Origin of the sequence: Bacillus sp. ISL-35, from assembly GCF_018613355.1 — a bacterium.
GTDB lineage: Bacteria > Bacillota > Bacilli > Bacillales > Cytobacillaceae > Mesobacillus.
Genome location: NZ_JAGGQK010000001.1, coordinates 1 through 23,524, shown reverse-complemented (window position 1 = coordinate 23,524; position 23,524 = coordinate 1). Strand labels below are relative to the sequence as shown.

Annotated in this window: 17 protein-coding genes and 1 pseudogene; 7 read left to right on the top strand and 11 right to left on the bottom strand. The window is 33.5% G+C overall.

Annotated elements, in window-relative coordinates; translation table 11 throughout:
• Position 1: 1 nt before the first annotated feature.
• The 3 genes from J7E38_RS00090 to J7E38_RS00080 all read right to left on the bottom strand — a co-directional run bounded on the left by J7E38_RS00090 (position 2) and on the right by J7E38_RS00080 (position 5,261).
• Positions 2 to 2,965 carry a hypothetical protein gene (locus tag J7E38_RS00090; RefSeq protein ID WP_214704639.1) on the bottom strand — a complete coding sequence of 988 codons (2,964 nt, stop codon included), beginning with the start codon at positions 2,963 to 2,965 and terminating at the stop codon, positions 2 to 4.
• A 2-nt stretch (positions 2,966 to 2,967) separates the two neighbouring features.
• Positions 2,968 to 4,332 carry a site-specific integrase gene (locus J7E38_RS00085; RefSeq protein ID WP_214704640.1) on the bottom strand — a complete coding sequence of 455 codons (1,365 nt, stop codon included), beginning with the start codon at positions 4,330 to 4,332 and terminating at the stop codon, positions 2,968 to 2,970.
• A 77-nt stretch (positions 4,333 to 4,409) separates the two neighbouring features.
• Positions 4,410 to 5,261: a hypothetical protein gene (locus J7E38_RS00080; RefSeq protein ID WP_214704641.1), complete on the bottom strand. Its 852-nt coding sequence runs from the start codon at positions 5,259 to 5,261 to the stop codon at positions 4,410 to 4,412.
• A 202-nt stretch (positions 5,262 to 5,463) separates the two neighbouring features.
• Between J7E38_RS00080 and J7E38_RS00075 the strand changes: the two genes are divergently transcribed.
• Complete coding sequence (locus J7E38_RS00075; protein ID WP_214704642.1) at positions 5,464 to 6,051, top strand: hypothetical protein; 588 nt, start codon at positions 5,464 to 5,466, stop codon at positions 6,049 to 6,051.
• A gap of 97 nt (positions 6,052 to 6,148) precedes the next feature.
• Here the strand turns inward: J7E38_RS00075 and J7E38_RS00070 are convergent, their stop codons facing one another.
• A complete protein-coding gene (locus J7E38_RS00070) occupies positions 6,149 to 8,836 on the bottom strand; it encodes a DEAD/DEAH box helicase family protein (protein WP_214704643.1) in 2,688 nt (895 codons plus the stop codon).
• Positions 8,833 to 10,557, bottom strand: coding sequence for a site-specific DNA-methyltransferase (locus tag J7E38_RS00065; protein ID WP_214704644.1), 1,725 nt, complete (start codon positions 10,555 to 10,557; stop codon positions 8,833 to 8,835). The genes J7E38_RS00070 and J7E38_RS00065 overlap by 4 nt, the downstream gene beginning before the upstream one ends.
• Before the next feature lie 630 nt (positions 10,558 to 11,187).
• On the opposite strand from J7E38_RS00065, the gene J7E38_RS00060 reads away from it, so the two are divergent.
• Entirely contained in the window at positions 11,188 to 12,030 is an 843-nt protein-coding gene (locus J7E38_RS00060; protein WP_214704645.1) for a DNA-methyltransferase, read from the top strand.
• A gap of 105 nt (positions 12,031 to 12,135) precedes the next feature.
• Here J7E38_RS00060 and J7E38_RS00055 read toward each other — a convergent pair whose 3' ends face one another.
• Positions 12,136 to 13,749, bottom strand: a complete 1,614-nt coding sequence (locus tag J7E38_RS00055; RefSeq protein WP_214704646.1) for an ATP-binding protein — start codon at positions 13,747 to 13,749, stop codon at positions 12,136 to 12,138.
• On the bottom strand, positions 13,727 to 15,121 hold the full coding sequence (locus J7E38_RS00050) for an SIR2 family protein (protein ID WP_214704647.1): 1,395 nt from the start codon (positions 15,119 to 15,121) through the stop codon (positions 13,727 to 13,729). Before J7E38_RS00050 ends, J7E38_RS00055 begins: the two co-directional genes overlap by 23 nt.
• Before the next feature lie 147 nt (positions 15,122 to 15,268).
• Here J7E38_RS00050 and J7E38_RS00045 point away from each other — a divergent pair, with 147 nt between their 5' ends.
• Positions 15,269 to 15,838: a lasso peptide biosynthesis protein gene (locus J7E38_RS00045; RefSeq protein ID WP_214704648.1), complete on the top strand. Its 570-nt coding sequence runs from the start codon at positions 15,269 to 15,271 to the stop codon at positions 15,836 to 15,838.
• A gap of 358 nt (positions 15,839 to 16,196) precedes the next feature.
• Entirely contained in the window at positions 16,197 to 16,904 is a 708-nt protein-coding gene (locus tag J7E38_RS00040) for a hypothetical protein (RefSeq protein WP_214704649.1), read from the top strand.
• 246 nt (positions 16,905 to 17,150) lie between these two features.
• Here the strand turns inward: J7E38_RS00040 and J7E38_RS00035 are convergent, their stop codons facing one another.
• The gene (locus J7E38_RS00035) at positions 17,151 to 17,963 is read right to left on the bottom strand and encodes an ATP-dependent DNA ligase (protein WP_215038100.1); all 813 of its coding nucleotides are present in this window, start codon (positions 17,961 to 17,963) and stop codon (positions 17,151 to 17,153) included.
• A 149-nt stretch (positions 17,964 to 18,112) separates the two neighbouring features.
• Here J7E38_RS00035 and J7E38_RS00030 point away from each other — a divergent pair, with 149 nt between their 5' ends.
• Complete coding sequence (locus J7E38_RS00030; RefSeq protein WP_214704651.1) at positions 18,113 to 18,316, top strand: hypothetical protein; 204 nt, start codon at positions 18,113 to 18,115, stop codon at positions 18,314 to 18,316.
• Positions 18,317 to 18,434: 118 nt separating this feature from the next.
• A complete protein-coding gene (locus tag J7E38_RS00025; protein ID WP_214704652.1) occupies positions 18,435 to 18,701 on the top strand; it encodes a hypothetical protein in 267 nt (88 codons plus the stop codon).
• Between the two features lie 35 nt (positions 18,702 to 18,736).
• On the opposite strand, the gene J7E38_RS00020 is transcribed toward J7E38_RS00025, so the two are convergent.
• Both J7E38_RS00020 and J7E38_RS00015 read right to left on the bottom strand, forming a co-directional pair.
• Positions 18,737 to 19,783 (bottom strand): hypothetical protein, encoded by a 1,047-nt coding sequence (locus tag J7E38_RS00020; protein WP_214704653.1) that lies wholly within the window; start codon positions 19,781 to 19,783, stop codon positions 18,737 to 18,739.
• 124 nt (positions 19,784 to 19,907) lie between these two features.
• Positions 19,908 to 21,212, bottom strand: coding sequence for a replication-associated recombination protein A (locus tag J7E38_RS00015; protein WP_483297152.1), 1,305 nt, complete (start codon positions 21,210 to 21,212; stop codon positions 19,908 to 19,910).
• A gap of 423 nt (positions 21,213 to 21,635) precedes the next feature.
• Between J7E38_RS00015 and J7E38_RS00010 the strand changes: the two are divergent.
• Positions 21,636 to 22,139, top strand: a pseudogene (locus J7E38_RS00010) (AAA family ATPase); the annotation flags it as partial.
• A gap of 55 nt (positions 22,140 to 22,194) precedes the next feature.
• Here J7E38_RS00010 and J7E38_RS00005 read toward each other — a convergent pair.
• The gene (locus J7E38_RS00005; protein ID WP_214704655.1) at positions 22,195 to 22,956 is read right to left on the bottom strand and encodes a tRNA threonylcarbamoyladenosine dehydratase; all 762 of its coding nucleotides are present in this window, start codon (positions 22,954 to 22,956) and stop codon (positions 22,195 to 22,197) included.
• Positions 22,957 to 23,524 lie beyond the last annotated feature (568 nt).

Genomic DNA, 23,524 nt, shown 5'->3' with positions numbered 1-23,524 from the left:
ATTATTCCTCCCACGATATTTTGTCTATTTCCACTAGCATCTTTTTATAGCGAGATACAGAAGGAATTGCCCTTAAACTTTCCCTCGCAGTATTCAGTCCATCTTTAAAGAACATAGAAACGACATCTTCTCCAAATTCCGCAACAGCTTCTTTTAATCTGTAGGTATATATTGCTAAAAGGCGTGTTAATCTAAGCCGTTCCGCATCTGGAACATCTTCTTTATATTTCGTAAAATTGCCCACTTCATTTAATCGTTGAAATTTCAGTTCACACTGAATGATTAACTTTGAGAAGTCCCTAGCTAAAACTGTTAAAGTGTGAAAATTCATTGTCATAAAAGGGCAACTAATACAGTCTTGTTCTAACTGTTTATAAACACAATCACTAAAAACGCACATAAAACCTTCATCTTTAGCATGATTTAAACCCATTTTCATTTTTTTATTTAGTTCAATCAATTCTTCTTCGGACATGCTATTAATCAAATCTTTTGCAATTATTTCGTTATTAGATAGAAGTTTAAATGTACGCACTAATTCTTCGATTTTTAACCAGTCTCCAAAAATTCGGGATATTTCCTTTGAAAAATTTGCTTTATCAACAGAAATTAAATTTTTGTCAATATTGTCTTTTCCTTCAAAAATGTTACTTAATTGTGTATGAACAAAACCAAAAGGTCCGGAATTAAATAAATTGTTAGAAATTTCGGTGAGCCGTTCTTCCGAAATGGACAAATAAATATTTGTAGACTGGTCTAAGTTGTGGTTACGGAAGGAACGTATAACATCCATTACAGCCTCATTTCCCAAGCGTCTGGAAGTTTGAAATCCTAAAGAACTTAAAGTAGCATTCATTTTTAACGACTTGAAATTCAAGTTCTTTTCTTCAAAATCGGAAAAGAAGTACCTTTCGTTCCTTTCAGGTAGTTGCCTACTTTTTGAATGAAAGTCAATAAGGTATTCAGTTTCGAAATTATCCAATTTACATCGAATCTCACAAAGTATAATCGCAGTCGCTAATGCTAAGGATGTTGTTTCTGTCCAAGTAAAATCTCGTTCCCCTTTATTCTTGTTGTGAATCGTTATAAACGCTTTCAATTTGTTTGCAATATATTCAACATCGCTCTTTTCCAAGTCATGTTTTTTTAAATAATTCAAGGCAGCCTTATAATTCATGTTGAATCTCTTTATGATGTTAGTATTTGAAATATCATCGCCAAGCGGCGGAAAAATCGTTACTTCATACCGTCTCCACTTATTATTTAGATGAATAAGGACATATAACCATGTTGAAGCATAACCTAGGTATTTTTTTCTATTCCCTTCTAAAAGGACCTCTATATCTTCAATCGCCTTTAGTTTGTGTTTTTCTATTTGGTTGACGTAATCAAGAAATGCACCATATTCATCTTTTGAGTAGACTTCTTTAATTCTGGACTGGTTTTCAGGGCGAGCAGGGTTCTCAAAGACATCTAATTTATATAACACTTTTTTTCCTTGACCCACATAATAGGATTGTAAATTGTAAAGAAACGAATACATTATTGCTTGTTGGTACACTTTCACGTTTTTATTAAAAACAGCTACCTTTATTTCTTTATTTGTCAGAAAAGCTACGTCTTTTTTGGTTGCTGAGAGTAACTTTGTCAGGAACTTCGCAGTCTGAACATGGTCTCGAATAGCCCTTAAAAGGGTTCTTTCATTATCTCTTCTTTCAAGAGTGATTTTTACAAAAGAATTCCACAAATCCTCAGTTTCTTTACTTCCTTCTGGAAATGTCACATTACAATGTTTAATTGTTTCTTGATATGCAATTAACGGTTGTGCCAACATTGTTTCACTAATCGCAACATAATCCCTTTCGAATTTCATATCTTGAATAAAATTGTCTATAATTTCTTTACGATAAAGAAAGTTAACTCCTTTAAAATTTCTCCCATCCTTTTCAATCCTTATAATTTCCGGAACAGAGATTTTTGATAAATTATCATTTTGATATTTTTCAAAATAGCTGTTAGAAAAAACTTCACGAGATGGAGAATTAATATGCAACTCATTTTCAACTAATTCGTCAACCTCTTTGGAAGTATAATAATTTTCTGTATAAAACACCCATTCTCTTTTTTGTTCCCTTTTTAATAATGGCAGTGTATCGGGAGTATAGAATTTTCTGCCTTGAAAATTTCTTTTACTTTTTTGATTTTTAATCTCTCCTACAACTGTTTGAGGCTGAATATTAAAAACCTTCAGGACTTTTTGGATGGCTTTTTGAGTTAAACCCAGAGAGTTCCCTAAACTTTTTTCTGATATTAGTTCTTGGGAATACGTCAAGAAGTTGCTCATGTAATTCTCGAAGTCTTTTTTTTTCACAAATCTATATGAATAATATTTCCCTATATTTAGAATAGAAATTTTCCCTTCAATATCGGAAAGTTTACTATGGAGTGTTTCAAAGGATAAACCTTTTTCTTTCGAAATGTTCGCAAGACTTATATAGTCATTAAAAAAGATATCTGTGTGCAACCTTGTAATGAATTTATCTTTCTTACCTAAAGAATCTATGGGACTAAGCTGAATGACTTCTATTAAGCCTAATAAGGAAAGTTTTTCAATTATTTGATGATATAGCTTCGAAACACCCTTTGATACTTTAGAGTTGTTCATATCAAAAAAGTCGGTAAAGTAATAAAACTTATCAGCAATAATTTCTTGTTGTATAAAATATTTCGCTAAATCATAAACTGAGTATTTAACATTTCCATCAATTGATTGTGTTCGAATACGCCCAGCATCAATTAATGTATTAAGCTTGGTAATTGGTAATACATAGCTTTCTATACTTTTAGCTTTATCCAACTTTCTTTTACTTACAAAAACACCAACTAAATGTTCTATCTTGTCATAGACACCAGTTTCATTCCTAACTAATTTTACTGCCTCCTCTAGTGATGTATATTTTTCCATAATTATGTCTCCTTTCTAGAACGATAGGATTTAATAGCTTCATCTTGCATGGTAGATACTACTTCTTGTCTCTTTTTCTTCACGATTTTTCTATTCCAATATGCTTCTAGGGCATGCGGGCTTAAATCACCGCGTCGATTTTTCATTTGTTCCTTTGTGTAGCCTAAATCTATTCCTAAGTTTGTAAAGACTGCTCGGCAAAGGTGGGGGGTCATCTTAAAATCATTAGTATCTACATCCGTTAAATTTTCAAGAGTTTTCTTATCCCCATTTTCAACTAGGGTTTCAATAAATATTTCTCCAAGCTTTTTAAATTGATAATAGGCAGCATTGTATGTCAGAGGCACACCTTTATGAGTGCTATAAAAGAATGCAAAATTATTGTTGATTTTTTTCTCTCGCTCCAAATATTTGATATGGAGCTTATGGTCTTTGTAAACGTCCGAAACTAGGGGGATATCGATAACCTCTAATGCAGCAAATTTTGTTCTCCTTTTGACTTGGTTGTTTGATTTAGTTTTTTTTCCAGCAAACAATTCAGGATTATCTTCTACGTGTACTACAAATCCATCCTCACCAGTATCATCATCGTCATAAAAAACTGGTCTTATCAGGTTACTGCGCGTCATATTAACAACCTCTCCCAATCTTAAACCGCCGTAAAACATTAGGCACAAAGCAAATGCAATATCCTTATAATAATTTCTAGCTAAATTTATCATAAGTCTAATATTTTCTAACCTATCTTCAAAACTATCATCTGTGAAATCACGGACAGATTGAAAAACCATTTCATTTTTTGGGAAGGGGACATAATAGGTCCCTATTTGGCGAAAAGGATTATGAATGGTTTTAATTTTGTTTTTTTTTCGTTCAATTTCTAGAATTTTATTAACATTTTCATTAATAACTCCACAATCAAGTAAGTATTGATAAAATCTCAATAGGGGATATTCCATTTCTCCAACTGTATTTGGTTTTATTTCACCACTTTCAACTCGTGCCACCTGGTCCTGCAAAAATAAACATGCATGCCGAAATTTCATTTTAAATAGACCATCCTTTAAGTCGGCAAATTCCGTCTCATCTCTACTCACCATATATCTGCAATAGTTTAAGAAGGAACAAATTGTCCGCATATATTTTTTTTGAGTATTTAAAGCTGTATTATTTGACCAAAGTTCATCTTTTAAAAAACTATTTGTTAATGGGTCAATAACATACGCTCCGTCTATTTTGCGTTCTAGCTTAACAGCAATTACAGTCTTTTTATTTGTTATCTCATTTGTAGTAACTTTCATTATTTTCCTCTCTCGTTCAAAGACTTTGTAATTAAAATCCGTCTCAAAGAGAATCATGTTTTTCAAGGTACTTTACTCCTTCATTAGTTAATTAGTACAAGTAGCCTTTAATGTTAGAAAACTAACATTAAATACAAAAAAACTTAAGCTGTTAACATCATGAGAATCAACAGCTTATTTTCATCACTTTCAGGAATTTGTTCAATAAAAAATTCCTTAAGTGTAGCAATATTGGTTTCAATACTAACAATGTTATCGAGTTCAGCTCTATTATGACCTGCTAAAATTGCATTTTTAATTGACCATTCAACATTTGTTTTAATTTTATTCGTATCATTTTGTCTATATATCCTCATCTTAAATTGGATATTATTAACATGCTGGTTTATAAATTCGACCCATAATATTGTGGAAGAATTCGTTTCCCTAATCCGATAATTAGTAGCAAAAGTTTTCTTTTCATCAATAAACCAATCATAAGAAGGTAAGTTAATAACCTCTTTCGATATAGCTACATCTAGATTGGCTTTAAGGAACTCAATTGCTTCTTGAAATCCTTGCAAGAACCATTCGCTCTGTAATTTCCCACTAACTACCTTTACATTTGAGGCTCTGGTAATCGCCTCTTTTTTTAGACCTTCTATTAATTTTGTTTCTAAACTCGAGCCAAGTTTCACATCAATAAATTCCTTTAAATCATCTTTCGTAATTCGATATCCTTCTTTTTTACTTCGAATAGCAGCCTTTATTCCATAATTGGATGCGATAGTGTGGGCATATTCAGATGCCTTTTCATGACTATCTCCCTCAGTAATATAGCGATTATATTCATTTTGAAATATTTTATTATATTCTCTTATCCATAGTCTAACCTGTTGTTCACCTGTAGATATTTTTGATTGACCATTTTTATTTTTATTTACTCTATTATTCCTCCGAATTATTCCTTTAGACACGAGAATAGCAGCAACTTCTACCACAGTATATTCTTTCATCGACTTCCGCCTTTTTTAATATTAGTTTACTAACATTATTTAATACAATAATAAAAAAAACCAAAATAAAAATCAATCAATATCTATTTAATATTAATTAATATTGTTTTATTATTAATAATGTTGTAAATATAAAATATTACCAAATAGTGGATGGATGGTGGACAATGCCCAGAATTTCAATTTGGGGTAGGGGGAAAGTATGGAAAAAGGAGAAATTTTTAATGAGAAAGACATGTGTGTGGAGTCCAGTAGTATATGGGAATTAATTCTTAATCTAGATATACCAATGCTAGGACTAGTAATTGCTGCTATTTTAGTAGTAGTTTTCTTTATCGCACTTCCTTATAAGGCAGGGATTAAAGAGGCTAAATCATATTCCAAGGAACAAAAAAGATTACTTTGGCTTGCAGTTATTATCTTTATTGTATGTATTTTGCTATCTATGTTTGGAATACCGGTTGATAATGGGTTTGCTATATTAGTATCAATAGCTACTTTGTTTTGGTCATTAGGTGATGTGCAGCAACAGATGGCGGAGTTAGAGGGGAAATCAGGCGTTTTTGGAAGGTCACTTCAATTTGTTAGTATCTTGCTATTTATTTCATTAATTCCTTACTTAGTATGGGACTTATTTGGAAACCCCCGCTTATTTTGTGGTATTGATAGTAATAACTTCTCTGTAATAGCCTTAGCAGTAACTCTCATTTCAATTGTTATCAGTTCTGAAATCCAGCATCGAAAGATAATTAATGAAATAAAAAATGGAAACCCTTCAGAAAAAGAGTAAAAGAAGGTAAAAAAGTTAGGGACATAGCATGTAGTGCTTTGTCCCTTCTAATTTTCATCTAGATAAATATCCCCATAAATAGGAGGGAAGCAGCCAATCAATTATAACGATATCTAGCTGTTAATCCCTCAACTGTCATATTTTCATTAATGTCGTTATGAGGGATTAATAAATAAATCCATTCCTTGCCACCATGTTTCAGTTCATGTTCTGTTGCGTGGCTGCACCAATTTTGAACTGCCTTAGCTTTTTCTTGTACTACTTTATCGTTAATATCATCTTTTTTCTTAATCTCGCAAATATACTTTTTCGTTTTTGTTTCTACAATAAAATCCGGGTTATAAGTTTCACTATGTCCATAATAGATTTTAAATTGACCTAAAGCTGGCTTAAACCACTTCTCGACGGTATCATCACTTTCGCAAATAATTGCGTACCGCCTTTCGCTATCCGAATCAAATTTTTGGGTGCGATATAAACACTTTAAGAAACCGCTAAAAACATAGCTTTTTATATGTGATTTATCTTCAACTGGCTCTCTAAATTGCCGCTCTCCATTATCTATCATAGTAGTATAATGGACCGTCTTTAAGGTTTCAAATCCTTTACTTATAGTTACTTCGTAGGCAGTTGCTAACTCGTAATAGTTTTCCTTCATTTGTAGGTGAATTAATTCTGCTAACCTAACACGATTATACTGCAAGACATTTCGAACAGCACTTTCATCTGGAAGATAACTTTGTAGGTGACAGACTAATTGCCCAGTTAATTTATACAGTAAGTCAACATGTTCGTCGTAAGAAATATCGGAATATTCTATTAGTTCGTTAACTATATAGTCTTCTAATCGTTCTTCCTCATAATTTTGATAAATGCGTTGCAACGTTTCGCGTTCATGAGTTCGCAAATGTTGAATTAATATTTTTTCCCCAACAGGCTGTAAATTAATTCTACTTACATTAAGATTAAAGTCTTTATAACCCCAGGAAAAACCTCCAACTGGTTGAACTAAAATGCGCGGGATATCAATACTATGCTGAATATTCTTCTTTAAATAAGTTTCTACAACCTCTGTAACAAATTCCTGAGCTTCTTCTGGGAACAAATGAAGCTGTTTATTTTTATATTTACTTTGAACATCAACTATTATTTGTTTCTTAACTTGCTTCTCATTTAATTTTTTTGAGCTAGGAAGATGTTCTAGACTTTGAATCTTAGTTTGTATCAAATTAATAACCTTTTTAATTTCAACTGGAGTGAATGTTTCCTTTGTTTCAGGATTTAGCTCAGTAATTTTTTTTATAGTTGTTTCTTCGACCTCGTTAACAATTAAATCTTCAAGCACAGGTGGAGATGTAACTGCTTTCCTTTGTCCTTTAGCAACATCTTTACCAATAATAACTCCAGTACGTATTATTGAGTTTGGATTATTAGCTTCATCAACAATTTCTTGAAATTTATCATGAGCAATTATAGTTAAACGGTCTACAGTCTTTACACCCGTTCTTTTTCCATATGGTAAACGTAGACCACGACCAATAGATTGTTCTACTAATGTTTTTGAATTTGCTGCTCTCAAAGGAATAATTGTATAGAGGTTAGTAACGTCCCAACCTTCTTTTAACATATTAACATGGATTACAATCTCAGTTTCTGAGTTAGGGTCCTCAAGCGCCATCAATTCTTGAATTGTTTCGTCTTTTTCTTCGCCTCTTTGATTTGAGTGCACAGTTATTACTTTTCCTTTATAGCTACCATTAAAAAACTCATCTGATTGGAGAAAAATCGACAATTCTTCTGCATGCTTTGTATCTTGAGCAACTATAAGTACAAAGGGTTTAACAGGTTGCAAGTGGTTTTGTTTAGCATATACTTCGAGCTCTACTTTTGTTTCTTCATGAACTAAAATCCCATCTTCCAGCTTTATTTTTTCGAGTTCTTCCACATCTTTAGGAGGGGTAAAGTCTGGTCGGGTCGCAACAGCAGGTTCTTTTACAAATCCATCTTCCATTGCCTTGTATAATGGATAACTATAAATCACATTATTAAAAGGTATTGTTTTATTACTAGTCTCGATTTGTGGGGTAGCTGTCAATTCTATTCCTAAAACAGGATTCAATTCATTTAATACCTTTACTCCCGCTGAAGCACGATATCTATGGGATTCATCCATAAGTAAAACAAGGTCAGGTAAAGATGCAAGATATTCAAAGTAACTTTGACCAATATACTCACTTAATCGTTTAATTCTAGGTGATTTACCACCTCGTACCTCAGAATTAATTTTTGATATATTAAAAATATTAATATGGATTTCATCTTCTCCAAATAGACTTTGCTTTCGAACTCCAATACCTTCCTCGTAATTATCCCCTGTAATAATTCTTGGCTGATTAATAGCTAATTCAGATATTCCTTTAAAAACATACTTAGGGGTATGCGGGGTAAAGTCTTGAATTAATTTATTATAAATAGTTAGGTTGGGAGCCAGAACGAAAAAGTTTTTCATCCTTTTGGTGATATACAAATACGCTATAAAAGCACCCATTAACCGTGTTTTCCCAACCCCAGTAGCTAGAGCAAAACAAAGAGAGGGGAAATCCCTCTCAAAATCTGTAACAGAGGGATAAAGCTTCTTAAGTTTGATTAATTCATTTTTTAAGGATTCAGCACTTTGTTTCCCGAGTGCCATTCGTTCAAGGATATCAGATAAAATTTCAAGTGATTCCTTTTGGGGCTTTCTTAAACTTAAGCGAGCTGATATGTTATTTACATTACAATTCATTCTTCATCAACTTCCCCTTCAAAAATGTCGATTTGCTCATACATTTCAACCTTTGGAAGTCCCTCTATCTCTAAGCTGTAGTCATCTTTTCCAAATTCACAATTCTTTAATATTGAAGTTGGTATTTTTTCAAATGTAATGTTGGGATAGTCATTAGAATTTACTGTAAACGCCTTACAACAAATTATAAGTGTTTCTTCCTCTTTCATTTGTTCTTGTATCTGGTCTGCAATCTCTCTGTTTATTAGTTGTGTTGTAGTATAAATAAAATCATTTTCTGTTGAATACCCTTGTTTCCAGAATATCGTTTCAGATGGCAGATATTTAAAACCTTTGTGTTTACACATTGCCTCAGCCAACATAGCTGCATTATATTCTTTACTTATAATCCAATTCCCGTATTTGTCCTTTTCTAATAAACTAGGAGCTAGTCGATAGTATCGAAAACCTCCTCCGCCTTTCCAATTAACAATTCTAGTTATACCACTTTGGTCTTCTCCATCAATTACGCTTTTTAATCTAGGAATAATATGAGTATGACAATGGTCACCAAGTTCTACCATTATCCATTGTCGTCCCATTTTATGAGCGACAGCTCCAGTTGTCCCAGAACCTGCGAATGAATCCAAGACTATATCACCTGGATTAGTGGCAATTTCTAAGACTCTTTTTATAAGTGCTTCAGGTTTTTTACCTTTCGGGAAACTAACGCCACCTTCCTTGTGAAGGTTGTTTGATAACAAATCATCCCAAATATTTGTTATCTTTTCTCCAGTTACATAACTTCCATCAATAAGTTTTAATTTATCTTTATAAAACAAGATACGTTCGCCCCTAATTAAGAACATTGGAGGATGGTTTTCACGCTCAAGCAAAAAAACTTTATTTGGATGTTCTTTTGACCTATCAATTAATTCTCTTGCAGCTGCGCTTACATTATTATAATCTGGTCTGGCTAAACGGATAACTGAAGATGAATTTTCAAGTACAAAATTCTCAACGATTTCTTCATATTTATTTCCTAGCTGTTTTTTTACATTCTTTTGTTCCAAACCATATTTACTAGCAATTGCATCATTCAATGTGCAGATTTCCCATTGGTCGTAGGGCTTATCAATATTGGTAATATACTGTGCATACCTCTTGTCACGACTCTTAGGTACATATACATCATTAAATCTCCATTTGCTCTTATTCTTAGCATAAACTAGGATATAGTTCGAAATGGTTATTGGTCCTGGGTTAATAGCTTTATGCCCAGTAACTGAGCCTTGTTTAAAAGTAATAATAGAGATGCGGTTTTTTTCTCCCATAATTTCATCTAATAATACCAGCAATCTTCCTAGCTCATTATCATCAATATGTACAAATAACGTACCAGATTCGTTAAGTAAATTTCTCAAAATGATAAATCTATCTCTCATTAGACTTAACCATAATGAATGTTCTAAGCCATCTTCATAATGTTCAAACGCTTGCCCTGTATTGAAGGGAGGGTCCACATAAATACATTGCACCTTTTCATTGTATTCATCTTCTAACGCCTTTAAAGCCAATAAATTATCCCCAAAGATTAATCGATTATTAAATTGGTCGTTCTCGGATATTCTTGTTGAAGAATGATATGAATTATCGCTATCCTCTAATAAAATACGGGGTTCTAATTTTTGAGGTTTGTTTTTACCAACCCACGTTAGTTCTAATTTTTCAAATTTACTCATTGTACACCTCTTAAATTACTCTTTATTAATTTTTTCTTAGGAAACATTTTATTTATGCCCAGATTTTCTGTAATGTCTTAACATTTTTGCTTGCTCCCTTTAGTTAGAAATTGAATATGAACTCAATCGAATTATAATACCTCACTATAATCACTTGCTAGGATTCGCTATGAGTGCTATTTAATTACACCGAGGTTCCACTGCATAAGCATTGAAGATGGAACTACGAGGCGTTTTACCAACCACAACTTCGTCAGCTAAAAAAAGCCCCCATTTTTTTAAGAAGCACGATAGGAAATAAAGTTACCTTGGTAGGGATACAAGTTTACAATCGCATTTTTTAGGATGGTCAGAATCATCCAACTGTATTAGAAGGATACAGCTTTATAAATTAATATACGAATACTGGTTATGATACATACTTATTTCAAAACCGTCTATTCCTTTTCCTATATATTATTTTATCATTCTATAGATTGGGACGAAATTGCCAAATAGCAAAAGATTTTAATTAGAAGGGAAAATATTATTTGGTTTAACTCTATTTAATAGAAAGATATTAAGAGAATAACAATTATACCTTAAACATTTCGGGACATATCTAATTTTACAAGGTAAGGAGGTAATGTCTTGGATTTAACAATTTACAATAAAGATTCATCATGTATGGATGAAATACAAACTGGAACAATCGATTTAATTATTACTAGCCCACCTTATTGGAATTTAAAGAATTATGAACACCCTGAACAATTAGGCTTTAATGTCTCATATAAACAATACCTATACCAATTAAAAAAGCATTTTCATGAGTGCATGAGGGTGCTAAAAGAAGATTCCTTTATATGCATTAATGTTGGTGATATAAGAAGTGGGAAGTACAAAGAAACGGGGAGACCTAGGCTTTATTCCATACAATCTGACATTATTAGTTTCTTTACTGTTGAAATGGACTTTGATTTATTCCAACACTTTATTTGGGAAAAGTTTGGTGTTAAAAAGGGGGAGAAATCCAAACTTATTTATGGTTCAGTAGGAAAAGGAGAGTATAAGGATTTTGGAGTGCCTCCATTCTTATATAACGACTTATTAACAGAACATATTTTAGTCTTCAGAAAACCTGGAAACAGAAAAAGAGAGATTAATTACGAGCAACAAGCAGAAGCTCAAAATTTAATTCCAAAGGAAATCCTTAAAGATTGGCTGCACCCTATTTGGAAAATTAATCCGTCAAGGCACAATTTACATAAAGCTACTTTCCCTGATGAAATTGCGATGAGGTTAATTAGACTTTTTAGTCTTAAAAATGATATTGTATTAGACCCTTTTGCTGGGACTGGCACGACTCTAAGAAATGCTACTGAGCAAGGTAGAAACGCTATTGGATATGAGTTAAATACAAATTACATTAAAGATATAATTGATAGTAATAAATTAATTTTTGATGGTAATAAATACTCAAGTAGTATTTGATAAGTTTAATGTTTTAAAAGATATCAACCCGAAAACAAAAGGGTAATTATACTCAGACCCTTTTGTTTTCATCTTCTAAATCTAGAGGAGGAACTCTTAAGCAGCTTAGGATTCGCTATCAAATACCCATGAGCCAATAACATTAGGGTCTTCACTCTTGGGGACAGGAGAGGCTGTAGCTATCTTAACAATATCTGTATAACCAAATGCCTCACCAAAAACGATTGCATATTGCTTCTCTAAACCCGGAACAAATTTTATTAACTCTTGATTGTTACTGGTAAGATTTCGATTAATAAATTCTAAATCTAACTTATTGGTTATTCGATGAACGATAAATGAATTGCATTGAGAAATTATTGACTTAGTTAGTTCAGATGGTCTTTGACTCGAAACTATTAAGCTTATCCCAAATTTTCTTCCCTCACGCGCAAGTCTCTCTATGTAATAGGTACCTAATTTAAATTCATCTTGTTCCTCTTCGTTAATATATCGATGGGCTTCTTCAAAGAGAATAACTAAGCTGGTAATAGCTCTAGTCCTTCTGTTATTAACAGCCCACTCATAAACTAGTTTAGAGAAAAGGAACATAACAATATCAAGCTCATCCTTTTCAAAATCAGCTTCAATTAATATAATCTCATCATCAGATTCAACAATCTCTTCAATTGTATTTTTCATGCTTTCTTTCCATTCTATAATTGAAAAAATTCTTGAGTCATCTGTGATAGTTTGAATTCGATTTAACATTGTTGAACACCAGTTAAACCATTGACTTGCCTTAAAATTATCATATTCCCCTGTAAAATTGCCGTCTCTATCTTTCTTTCTAGCATTGTTCCATAACCATTTATTAATTTCTTGATGGAGGTCCTTGAAAAAGAATCCTTTTTCTTCGGTAGTATCATTTTTAACACGAAGTTCTTTTATACAATTCTTTAGGATTGGAGCCTGAACACCTAGACTTGCACCTAAAAAACGATAATACTCAGTAAAACTCAAATGGTAATGAGGCAGATACAGTTCCTCTTTTTTTATTTTTCTAACTTTGAATTCGGTGCCTTTAAATGCCTGTTCGTATTCATCATTCGAATCAAAAATGATTATTTTCGGTTTTGTGTTTATTAGATTGCCTTCTTTATCGCACAATCTTCTTTTTAGCCCTTGAATTAAAGAAGCTACAGTACAACTCTTTCCAGTTCCCGTATTACCAAACACCCCCATATGCTTACCAAAAAGAATATCTGGATTCGCTGATATTTCTAATTGGGTATCTTCATAACTATTACCTATAGGAAGACGGTATGAGGAATTAACGCTTACGACAGATTGATACATTTTTTGATTTATCGAAAAAACTTCACTCCCTATAATAGGGAAAGTATTAATGCCCGAATCAAAACTTCCTAAGAAATCATCATAGATACCAATAAAAGAAGCTTCCAAAACAAATGAATCTTGCTCTTGTGTAAAAATATCATCAGGATTCAAAGTGTTCCTATCATATATTTTTCCTATACGTGCAATTATTTTTTTCCCATTGGGCAATAAACTATAAATCATTTTATTAATTGACACTACATAATCATTTATCCCATATTTTAAAACAAGTTTATTGGCTATATCTTTTTCCATAATTTCAATATGAATTGAGAGACCCTCGATTTTTATAATTTTCCCTATCTTTACATCCCCATCAAACATTGTTTTCCATCTCACCTTTTAATCTCTTTATTGTGTCTAGAATAACCTTCTCGGTATTATCAGAGTTTGGATATGGCACAAGATAACTAGTGATATACTGAAAATCGCCTAAAAAATTTCCAAAGAACAATGATATTCTTGAATCTTCCATGCTTCTTTCTATCAATCCTTTTAAGTAAGGTGATATCCATTCATCTTCTTTTTTAGAATATGAAAAAACAATAAGATTAAAATCTGGATTGGATAACGCATTGGTTATAATATCATTTACATGTTCATCTAAGAAGCTATATCCCATCACCAATAAAGTTGAAGTAGGTTTATTACAGAATTCAATGAATTGCCGGAACATTTCACTATAAGGAAGGTCTAGGGAATAAGTTTTCTTTGATTGAACAGGGTATATAATGCAATCAGGGATGTTTGTTACCTCTCCCACGTCATAATTCTTCTTAAAATCAAACTGCGTTTCTGATATCCCATAAGGCGGTTTACTATTATCAAAAATCCATGATAATGACCCATGTAGTTTAAATAAGTTGATACCTTTAGTAAAAGTTCTGCCACCGTCAGAGTATTGAATATGTGTATCCAGATGAAATGAAGAAGGATTAAAGGAGCGATTATGAAAACCCACAAAACCATTATTCACATGGATACCTAATTCCTCAGCTGTTTTTTCAATTAGTAAATCATAATTAAGAGTAAAGATATTCGCCTTCTTAACCTTGGAACCTCTTGATACTAATTTCTTTAGAAATGTTTTATGCAAATGGTTTTGTTCATAATTAACTGTAAGCACAAAATTCTTAATAAAGACCCGTTTAAACTTCTCCACGAGAACTTCCAATTGACTATGGATGGTTTCATCCTGAAGGACATTCCGATAATAGGATACCATCTCATATAATCTATCAAGAGCTTGTTCAGGTCGTGCTCTAGCTAAATCGTGTATAACAGATTCGAGTTCAGTTTGATTATTAACAGTCTTTGTAAAATTAAACTCCTCAAGCAACGTCGTATGTTCTTGTTTGTCATTCGTATTTATTGCTTTTGAGCCGGCATACATTGAACACCCATTGCTCATCAACACATGGAGGTTTTCACTTTGTAAATATTTATTTAATATATCGTTTCTAATGGTTTGTGTCTTTTTTTTAAGCAAGTCCCTAATATTAGACAAGACATTTTCATTATCGTTTACTGTTAATGAATTAAAAAAATCGTGATAGAGCGTTCCCTTAATTATATCAGTTAAATGTACATGGAACCCTTCTAACTCTTCTGTTGTAACCTGGTCAGGGCTTTCTTTAGAAAAAAATTCTTGTATCTCATTTTTACTAAAAGAAATTGAATGATTTATTTGATTGTAAATATAATCATGCATCTTAATCCCTCCACTGTCTAATATCCCAATTTCCGATTCCATTCGACAAAAGCGAAGAAATACCCTTTAATATCGATGGGATTTTTTACAAAAACATTTATCACTTGGTATAATTATAGAATAATATTTTTTATTTGGGGTGTAATTATGAACCAGACAAAATCATTTCGAGTTGTAGCTGACGAAATACCTTATGAACATGAACAAAAAAGTAAGATTTACAAAACATTTTTTGCAATATCTGATTATTACAAGAAAAGACCTAATCCTGGCGCATGCCATTTAATCTCTAGTGTTTTTCATGTTTTATTGAAGGAACAGGGTATAGAAAATGACTTGTGTATTGGTGAAGTTTTAGATGAAAAGCGCTTGTTTTTTGACCATTCTTGGATTGAGATAGATGGAAGAGTCTTTGATATTGCAATTCAGCTTACTTTGCAAAATGAAATAAATCCCCCGGTTTATGCAGGATATGATTTATATACCGAACAAATAGCATATAGAGTATATGGAGTAGATTCTCCGTCTGGATTTGATTCGGATGCAAAAAAAGTTCTTGAAACCCCATTTCTAAAATATATGAATGGTTATGGTAATTTTAAAGAAGATGCTTGGCAGCTCGTTAAAATAATCGGAAAAGACCTCCGGTTGAAATTTGATTTAAAAGAACTTCCGAAGCGTTATGCCAATACTCAAAGAAAATTAATATCTAGATGACGAGGGGAAGATGTACTTTAATTGTAAAGATAGCACACGAAGACAAGCAGACATACCGTTTCGAAAACACGTTTTATATTAGTAGCAATTATGTCTCTAATTGGTCGATGACAACTTTCCAATATAATTAGAAAAGAAAAACAGAGTAGAATAAAACTAACTGGTTCGGTTTTCGAGTACAAAAACTTAATTCGCATATAAATTAGCAGTCCAATTCTTAACTGAATTGGACTGTATTTTTTTGTTGATATATCAAGGTTTTCTTTGTATTTATTGATGTTTTAGCACTCAAATTCGCAACCTTTTTAGCGGAGTTACAGAAATTATTGTCAGTATGCTAATTGCTATGCGATTTGGTATGCTGAAAATGGTAAGCGGATTTCTGGATATTTATGTTAAAATGATAGCGGAATACTTTAATAAGACTTTACCAAAAAATGCTATTTTTCAGTATAATGAATATAAGAATAATAAGAAGGAGATTAAGACATTGAGAAAACTTGTAGGTATTTTAGTATCTTTGGTCATTGTTTTAGTGGGAGTAATAACTTTCGGTTATTTTAAATATGAAAACAGGCAGGTAGTCAACCCAGAGGGACAATCTCTTGAGACGAATAGAGATGGTTATCAATTTAGAGATATAGAGAGTATGGATAAAGCTAAAACGGTAGGAGATGCCATTGATATATTTTTTGGCGATGAGCGGTTGGTTATCACTGATAGTAATAAAGAGATGTACGAGCAATATTATCAAGAGGAACTTGCAACATCCTTGGTTTTAGTTCCATTTTACATGATTCCGGCTTCTGATAGCCGAAAGGAAATGATAGACTTTTTACATTTTATTCAACACAGCGAGCTTTTTGAGAATCAAAGGGGAGACCCTTATCAAATCCAAATGAACGTTAATCAGCCAATCAAGCCCGGAATGAATCTTCCAAGCCCACATCAAAAATGGATTGTAAGTACAGAGAATCTTAAATTAATGGATTTTAGTGATAAAGAGACAATGGTTTGGGAGATACAGCAGTACGGACATTTTGAGGGGTATAATCCGTCACAATGAAATAGTTTTTATTTTATCATTATTGTGCTACCGGGTGCTTATGTACAACAATGTGCTATTTATAAAGAAGGCTCAGAGCATAATGGCTCCGAGCTTTTTTGTGTGCTAAATTCACTGCTAAAGAGTCTGAGAATTACACTGCGAAAAGCACTGCTAATTCGCACTTTGTACTTCAAAACCGAACCCGTTATGCTTTTAACCACTGCTGTTCCTTTATATGAGTATGCAAATTTGTTTAGAATAAAGCTAGAAAATTGGAGACTTTAATGAAGGTATTCTTAACAAGCCTGCTTTCGTAAGATTCCTATATTTAACCTTACAACTAATTGGTTCGATTAAAACGTATTTATCGGTTTCATCCAGTTTCTTAATCAAACTATACAACTTTCTTTTCTCTGATGAATTCATAAACTCCATAATACCAGCGTACTTTCCATCCTCAAAGGATAAAACAGCCCCAAACTTATCTTTCCTAATTCCTGAAATAAATACCTCCGCATATTGATAGTTAATTACTTTTAACCAGTCATTGCTACGTTTATTTATTTGGTATTTAGAGTGTTTCCTTTTTAAGACAATTCCCTCTAATTCTTGTTGTTTAATTAAATTGAAATACTCAACACCATAACCCTCAATGAATCGAGTTAATACTATATTATCAGCAGGCTCAAGAACATTAGCTAATAACTCTTTTCTATTAACCAATGGAAGTGAGGTTACTCTTTCACCGTTAAATTGGATGATATCAAATACACAGTATTGAATGAAATTCTGATTATTATTTGAGCTAAAACGCTCCATCATCTTTTCAAAATCAGGTTTATTACCATTATCGGGCACAATAATCTCACCGTCTAGAATGGTTCCATTAGGTAAATTGATGTTGTGTATTTCAGGAAATTTGGAGGTTACATCGTTGTTGTGACGTGTATATAAACGAACCTTGTCATTAACTTTAGTCCACAGAACCCTAATCCCATCAAGCTTAAGCTCAGTAATATAGGAATCATCATTAAAAGGCTGTTCTACTTTATGAAGCAGCATTGGCGATACGAACATATCCATTTCACCCCACCCTAAATGATAATATAAATAATTTGTTAAATGTTTAGGAGAGTAAAGGAACATTTGGAACTATTTATCTTATTAGCTTTATGATATTTTATTTAATATATGGATTGATATTTATTGGTATTGGAGTGAAGGTCTTGGAAAAACAATGGGTAGTAGAATGTTGGGGAGACTTAGGGGAAACCGATATATTCTATACCGAAAAAGAAGCAAGAGCCTACTTTAACAGCATAAGAAATAGATTAGATAGCAGTAAATATATAATTACGAAAACAAGCATTGTTGAAATAGAAAATAACGAAAATGCAGTGTATTTGACCAACTTGAGGGAATTATCCTAATTAATGTTATTAAATAAGCATTCCTCTTCTAATTGTGAAATAAATATGTATTTTATTTGATTTCCCAACCCAAACCCTCCTAGGTATTGTATGTTTTTAGTAGGAGAGGAGGAGAGTAATGACAAGGGAAAAGCTTCAACCACATTGTGTAGTATGCCTTAAACCTTTTAAAAGAACAGACCAGGTACATACGGATACTTTTGGAATGCAAATTCAACATGCCAAGTGTTTCATGTGGAAACCAGAGTTTATAAATGATACCGGCACATACGAAGAAGTTGTAAATAAATATCCAGATTATAAAAAATCGTTCATTGTATCTGATAACCCTGTTACAAACTTACCACTTGTTGCAGCGCATAAAGTTCGAAAAAAAACGAAATGACAGTGAAGCCTTTAGCTTCCTGTCATTTTTCCGTATCAACCAACACACTCTCCATTTTTATATTGGTCCAATACATATTCAAGAATTTTAATATAATCAACCTCTTTAACATTTACAGAGACCTGCTGAGTAAAGACATAATAGAGAATTGGGTGAACTATATCCGGAAGTTCAGAGTACATCTCTCTTAAATTAATATTACATTTCCAATTATTAATTTTCCTGAATTCAAAAATCTTTGACCATTGTTTGTTTCCATCAGATTCATTTTTCCAGAGGGGAGTGTGAATCGGAATACCTTTTATATTGCAAAAGTCACTTCTATCCATTAATGGTGTTGTAACCTCCCCAATATATAATTCGGTAATAAACCAATCTGGGTAGATACTTTTGTGCGATTTCCAATAATCTTGAACAAGTTGGCTTAGCCTGAATTCTTTACCAAACTTTAAAAACAATATCTTATCCCCAGTTGCAATGTCATACTTAGTTAAACTAGTGTCTTTAGGGCACCAAAGACCGCTTTCGGAAGCAGGTTGTATATTCATCTTTTTATAACCTTTATAAAAATTAGGAGCTTGGCTCATAATCCAAATATTAAAAGGCTTGCCATCTCTGCTTAACAGTTGTTTGTGAAACAATCTATCGAAATTTTCTTTAACATACTGTTCAAAATCTAGTTTATCTAATTCATAAACATCGATATCAGGATACTTTTCAATGAGACCTAATGGTAAATTGTCATTTCGTAAAACAATAATACATCCTAACTTCTCCATAAAGTTATGGAATCTATCAATGTCATCCCTGTGGTATTTAAATTCCGAAGTCAGAAATTTAATCTCACCTGGTCTGCCTTCTTTATTTTTATCCCCTTTTAAAACAATCCTCTCTACATCTGGAAAAGTTGTATCAATAATCTCAAGATAAGAGACTGATACAACGCTAGGATTATGTAATAATTTACCGTGTCTAATAACATGTCTCATGGTTAAATTATTTTTGGAAAATCGAAACATCATATATTCATAAATGATTCGCTCATGAATAAAAGCTTTAGCATTTGACTTTAAATTCACCAAAATTAACACCTCTTTAAATAAAGTTCCATTAAGAGGTGGATTTTATTCTTTAGTTTTTAACTGAATATTTATCCATGAGAAACAATAAGTGTAAAATCAACAATTTGATTTTACACTTTGTTTACTATTGATTATTTAGGTTATTTTTTAGTCCATTCAGTTTTTCATAAACTTGACTATAATGTTTCTCATAACCATTTTGTTTTGGCTGATAATATTTTTTATCCTTTAAGCTCTCAGGTAAGTATTGTTGGTTAACCCAAGAGTTTGGATAATCGTGCGGATATTTATATCCACTTCCATGACCTAATATTTTTGCTCCACTATAATGTGCGTCCTTTAAATGTATTGGAATTTCCCCAACATTACCGTTTCTAACATCTTCTAGTGCAAGGTCTAAAGCCGTATAAGCACTATTGGTTTTTGGAGAAAGACATTGTTCTACTACTATATTTGCTAACGGAATTCTACCTTCGGGAAGACCTAGACGCTCTACTGCTTGAATAGCAGCCAATGTTCTGAATCCTATTTCTGGAGCAGCAATCGAAATATCTTCATATGCAATTACAAGTAATCGGCGGCATATTGAAATTAAATCGCCTCCTTCAATAAGCCTTGCCAAGTAATGAAGAGCAGAATTGACATCACTGCCTCTTATGGATTTTTGTAAACATGACAAAAGGGAATAGTGAAGGTCTCCATCTTTGTCATGTGTAAACCCTTTGTTTTGTACACACTCCTTGACAATTTCTTTTTCTACAGTAATACAATTTGCCTTATCATCTTTTGAAGCAATGATAACCTCTTCTAATACATTTAGCGCTGAGCGAGCATCTCCGTTTGTAGAAGAGCAAATTAAGTCAATTGAATCTTTTGTAATTTGAATTTTTTCTTTACCAAAACCTCTTTCTTTATCAGACAATGCACGCATTAATAATTCTTTGATGTCCTCTTTTAAAAGTGGCTTCAACTCCTTAATTTGACCACATCTGCTTCTTATTGCAGGGTTAACATCATGAAAGGGATTTTCGGTGGTAGCTCCTATTAAAGTAATTAACCCTTTTTCTACATGGGGTAATAGATAATCTTGTTGTGCTTTATTAAACCGATGCACTTCATCGATAAATAAAATTAAATTCCCTTCGATTTTTGCTTCTTCAACTGCATTTTCAATATCTTTTTTACCAGCTATTGTTGCGTTTATCGATACAAACGGTCTATTAACTGTTCCTGCTATTGCTCTTGCAATAGAAGTTTTGCCAACCCCAGGTGGACCGTAAAGTAAAATTGAAGGGACATGTCCATTTATTATCATTTTGTAAAGAGCAGTTTCTTTTCCAATAATATGTTTTTGCCCCACTACTTCATCAATATTTTGAGGTCTCATTCTATATGATAAAGGTGACTCGATTAATGAATCAAATAGCAAAATATCCCCCTCCTTTAGAAAAACCTTTCAATCATATAATTAGCCTTGTATAAGCCTTCATATAGCCTCTTTAAGCGTTTAACTCATTTTAAAGTAAATTATATATAAGATTACTTTCTACTGCTTATATGCCAAACTGTAGACAATAACACCTATTCTATTTGTGATATGCAATATAATGTGTTTCCTGAATTAATTTTAGATATTTTAAAGCAAACATAACTTAAGTTTAAATAAAACTCACAACCAGTTACTTTTACGCCTCCCGCTAAGGGCTACGTCCCCTAATAGAAACACATTAATAATATTAAATATTTTATTATCAATAGCTATTTTACACTGATAAAAAATAAATTCAATGATACTAACCCATAGCCTAACATTTATTGGCTATCCTATATTTTTATCTCGAATTTTAAGATAAATGCCGCTCTCCACTATCTTGGAAGATTGATTGAAGCAGGCGATCTTGTCAGCATCAATCGCAGACTTCTAGTGATTGCCTATGAAGACATCGGATTGGCAAGTCCTCAAGCAGGACAAAGGACACTGGCAGCCATTGAAGCAGCAGAAAGAGTCGGTTTCCCGGAGGCAAGGATTCCACTGGCCAATGCGGTGATCGAGTTATGTCTGTCCCCTAAATCGAATTCTGCTTATGCGGCTATTGATTCAGCACTGGCTGATATCCGCTCGGGCATCAGCGGAGAAGTGCCAGATCATTTGAAGGATGCCCATTACAAAGGAGCCAAAGACCTTGGCCGCGGCGTGGACTACCTGTACCCGCATGACTACGAAGGCGGCTGGGTCAAACAGCAGTATCTTCCTGACAGGATCAAAAACAAGGTATATTATAAACCTAAGAAAACCGGTAAGTTCGAACAGGCTATTGCCTCCATCTATGAAAAAATCACCGGACATAAAAAATAAGCGGCAGGACCCTTTTAGAGGTCCTTGCCGCTTTTTCTGCTTATTTACACGTTTTTTAGCTGTTCACACGCTCAATTTCGATGTCTTTTAATAGTTCTCTGACGACATAGCTGGCCATGATGAGCCCTGCTACAGACGGAACGAACGCATTGGAAGACGGAGGCATTTTCGCTTTGCGGATTTCCGCATTGTCATTGCCAACCTCTTTCCGGACATCCTCCCTGATGACAATCGGGCTTTCGTCAGAAAAGACGACAGGAATTCCTTTTTTTACTCCTTCTTTTCGCAGGCGAGTACGGATGACCTTCGCGAGTGGATCTGTGTGCGTCTTGAAAATATCAGCAATCTGGAACCGCGTAGGGTCCATTTTATTAGCCGCACCCATGCTTGAAATCATCGGTATGCCTCGGTTGATGGATTCCTTGATCAAATGGATTTTGTAAGAAATTGTATCCGAAGCATCGACGATAAAATCAAGGTCGTAGCCAAAAATCTCTTCATACGTTTCTTCCGTATAGAACATTTTCAGTGCGACAACTTCGCATTCAGGATTGATATCCATGATCCTGTCACGCATCACTTCGACCTTTTGCTTGCCGACTGTCGAAAGCAGCGCAATCAGCTGGCGGTTGACATTCGTGATATCGACATCATCCTTGTCGATCAAAATAAGCTTCCCTACACCAGACCGTGCCAGCGCTTCTGCCGCGAATGAACCGACACCGCCGATTCCCAATACGGCTACAGTACTGTTTTTCATTATATCAAGGCCCTCTTTGCCGATGGCCAGTTCATTTCTAGAAAATTGATGAAGCATCCAGACTCACTCCAAATATAAGATTGGTGTTACTATCTATACCCGCTTTCGAATATAACATACCTATCGTTAAATTCAAGTATTTTTATAGGAATTAATGTGTATTGGAGCGATGAATAAAAGAGTTCTATTAAATATACGGCTTTTCTTGCGGACAAACGCAGGTCCAAAACCCGGATAACTGTCCGTTAGACCCTCTCTATCGGACAAACGCAGGTCCATAACCCGGATAACTGTCCGTTAGACCTGCTCTATCGGACAAACTCAGACCCAAAACCCTAATTACTGTCCGTTAGACCCTCTCTATCGGACAAACCCAGACCCAAAACCCTGATTACTGTCCGTTAGACCCTCTCTATCGGACAAACCCAGACCCAAAACCCTGATTACTGTCCGTTAGACCCTCTCTATCGGACAAACCCAGACCCAAAACCCTGATTACTGTCCGTTAGACGCTCTCTATCGGACAAACCCAGACCCAAAACCCTGATTACTGTCCGTTAGACCCTCTCTATCGAACAAAACCAAATCAAAAACCCGAATGACTGTACGTTAGACGAGCTATGTG

Bases quoted from the DNA above. Each gene is read 5' to 3' on its own strand.
- J7E38_RS00050 (WP_214704647.1), bottom strand. From the start codon at position 15,121: ATGCATGATTATATTTACAATCAAATAAATCATTCAATTTCTTTTAGT.
- J7E38_RS00045 (WP_214704648.1), top strand. From the start codon at position 15,269: ATGAACCAGACAAAATCATTTCGAGTTGTAGCTGACGAAATACCTTAT.
- J7E38_RS00080 (WP_214704641.1), bottom strand. From the start codon at position 5,261: ATGAAAGAATATACTGTGGTAGAAGTTGCTGCTATTCTCGTGTCTAAA.
- J7E38_RS00065 (WP_214704644.1), bottom strand. From the start codon at position 10,557: ATGAGTAAATTTGAAAAATTAGAACTAACGTGGGTTGGTAAAAACAAA.
- J7E38_RS00075 (WP_214704642.1), top strand. From the start codon at position 5,464: ATGGAAAAAGGAGAAATTTTTAATGAGAAAGACATGTGTGTGGAGTCC.
- J7E38_RS00090 (WP_214704639.1), bottom strand. From the start codon at position 2,965: ATGGAAAAATATACATCACTAGAGGAGGCAGTAAAATTAGTTAGGAAT.
- J7E38_RS00035 (WP_215038100.1), bottom strand. From the start codon at position 17,963: ATGTTCGTATCGCCAATGCTGCTTCATAAAGTAGAACAGCCTTTTAAT.
- J7E38_RS00070 (WP_214704643.1), bottom strand. From the start codon at position 8,836: ATGAATTGTAATGTAAATAACATATCAGCTCGCTTAAGTTTAAGAAAG.
- J7E38_RS00040 (WP_214704649.1), top strand. From the start codon at position 16,197: ATGCTGAAAATGGTAAGCGGATTTCTGGATATTTATGTTAAAATGATA.
- J7E38_RS00025 (WP_214704652.1), top strand. From the start codon at position 18,435: ATGACAAGGGAAAAGCTTCAACCACATTGTGTAGTATGCCTTAAACCT.
- J7E38_RS00005 (WP_214704655.1), bottom strand. From the start codon at position 22,956: ATGCTTCATCAATTTTCTAGAAATGAACTGGCCATCGGCAAAGAGGGC.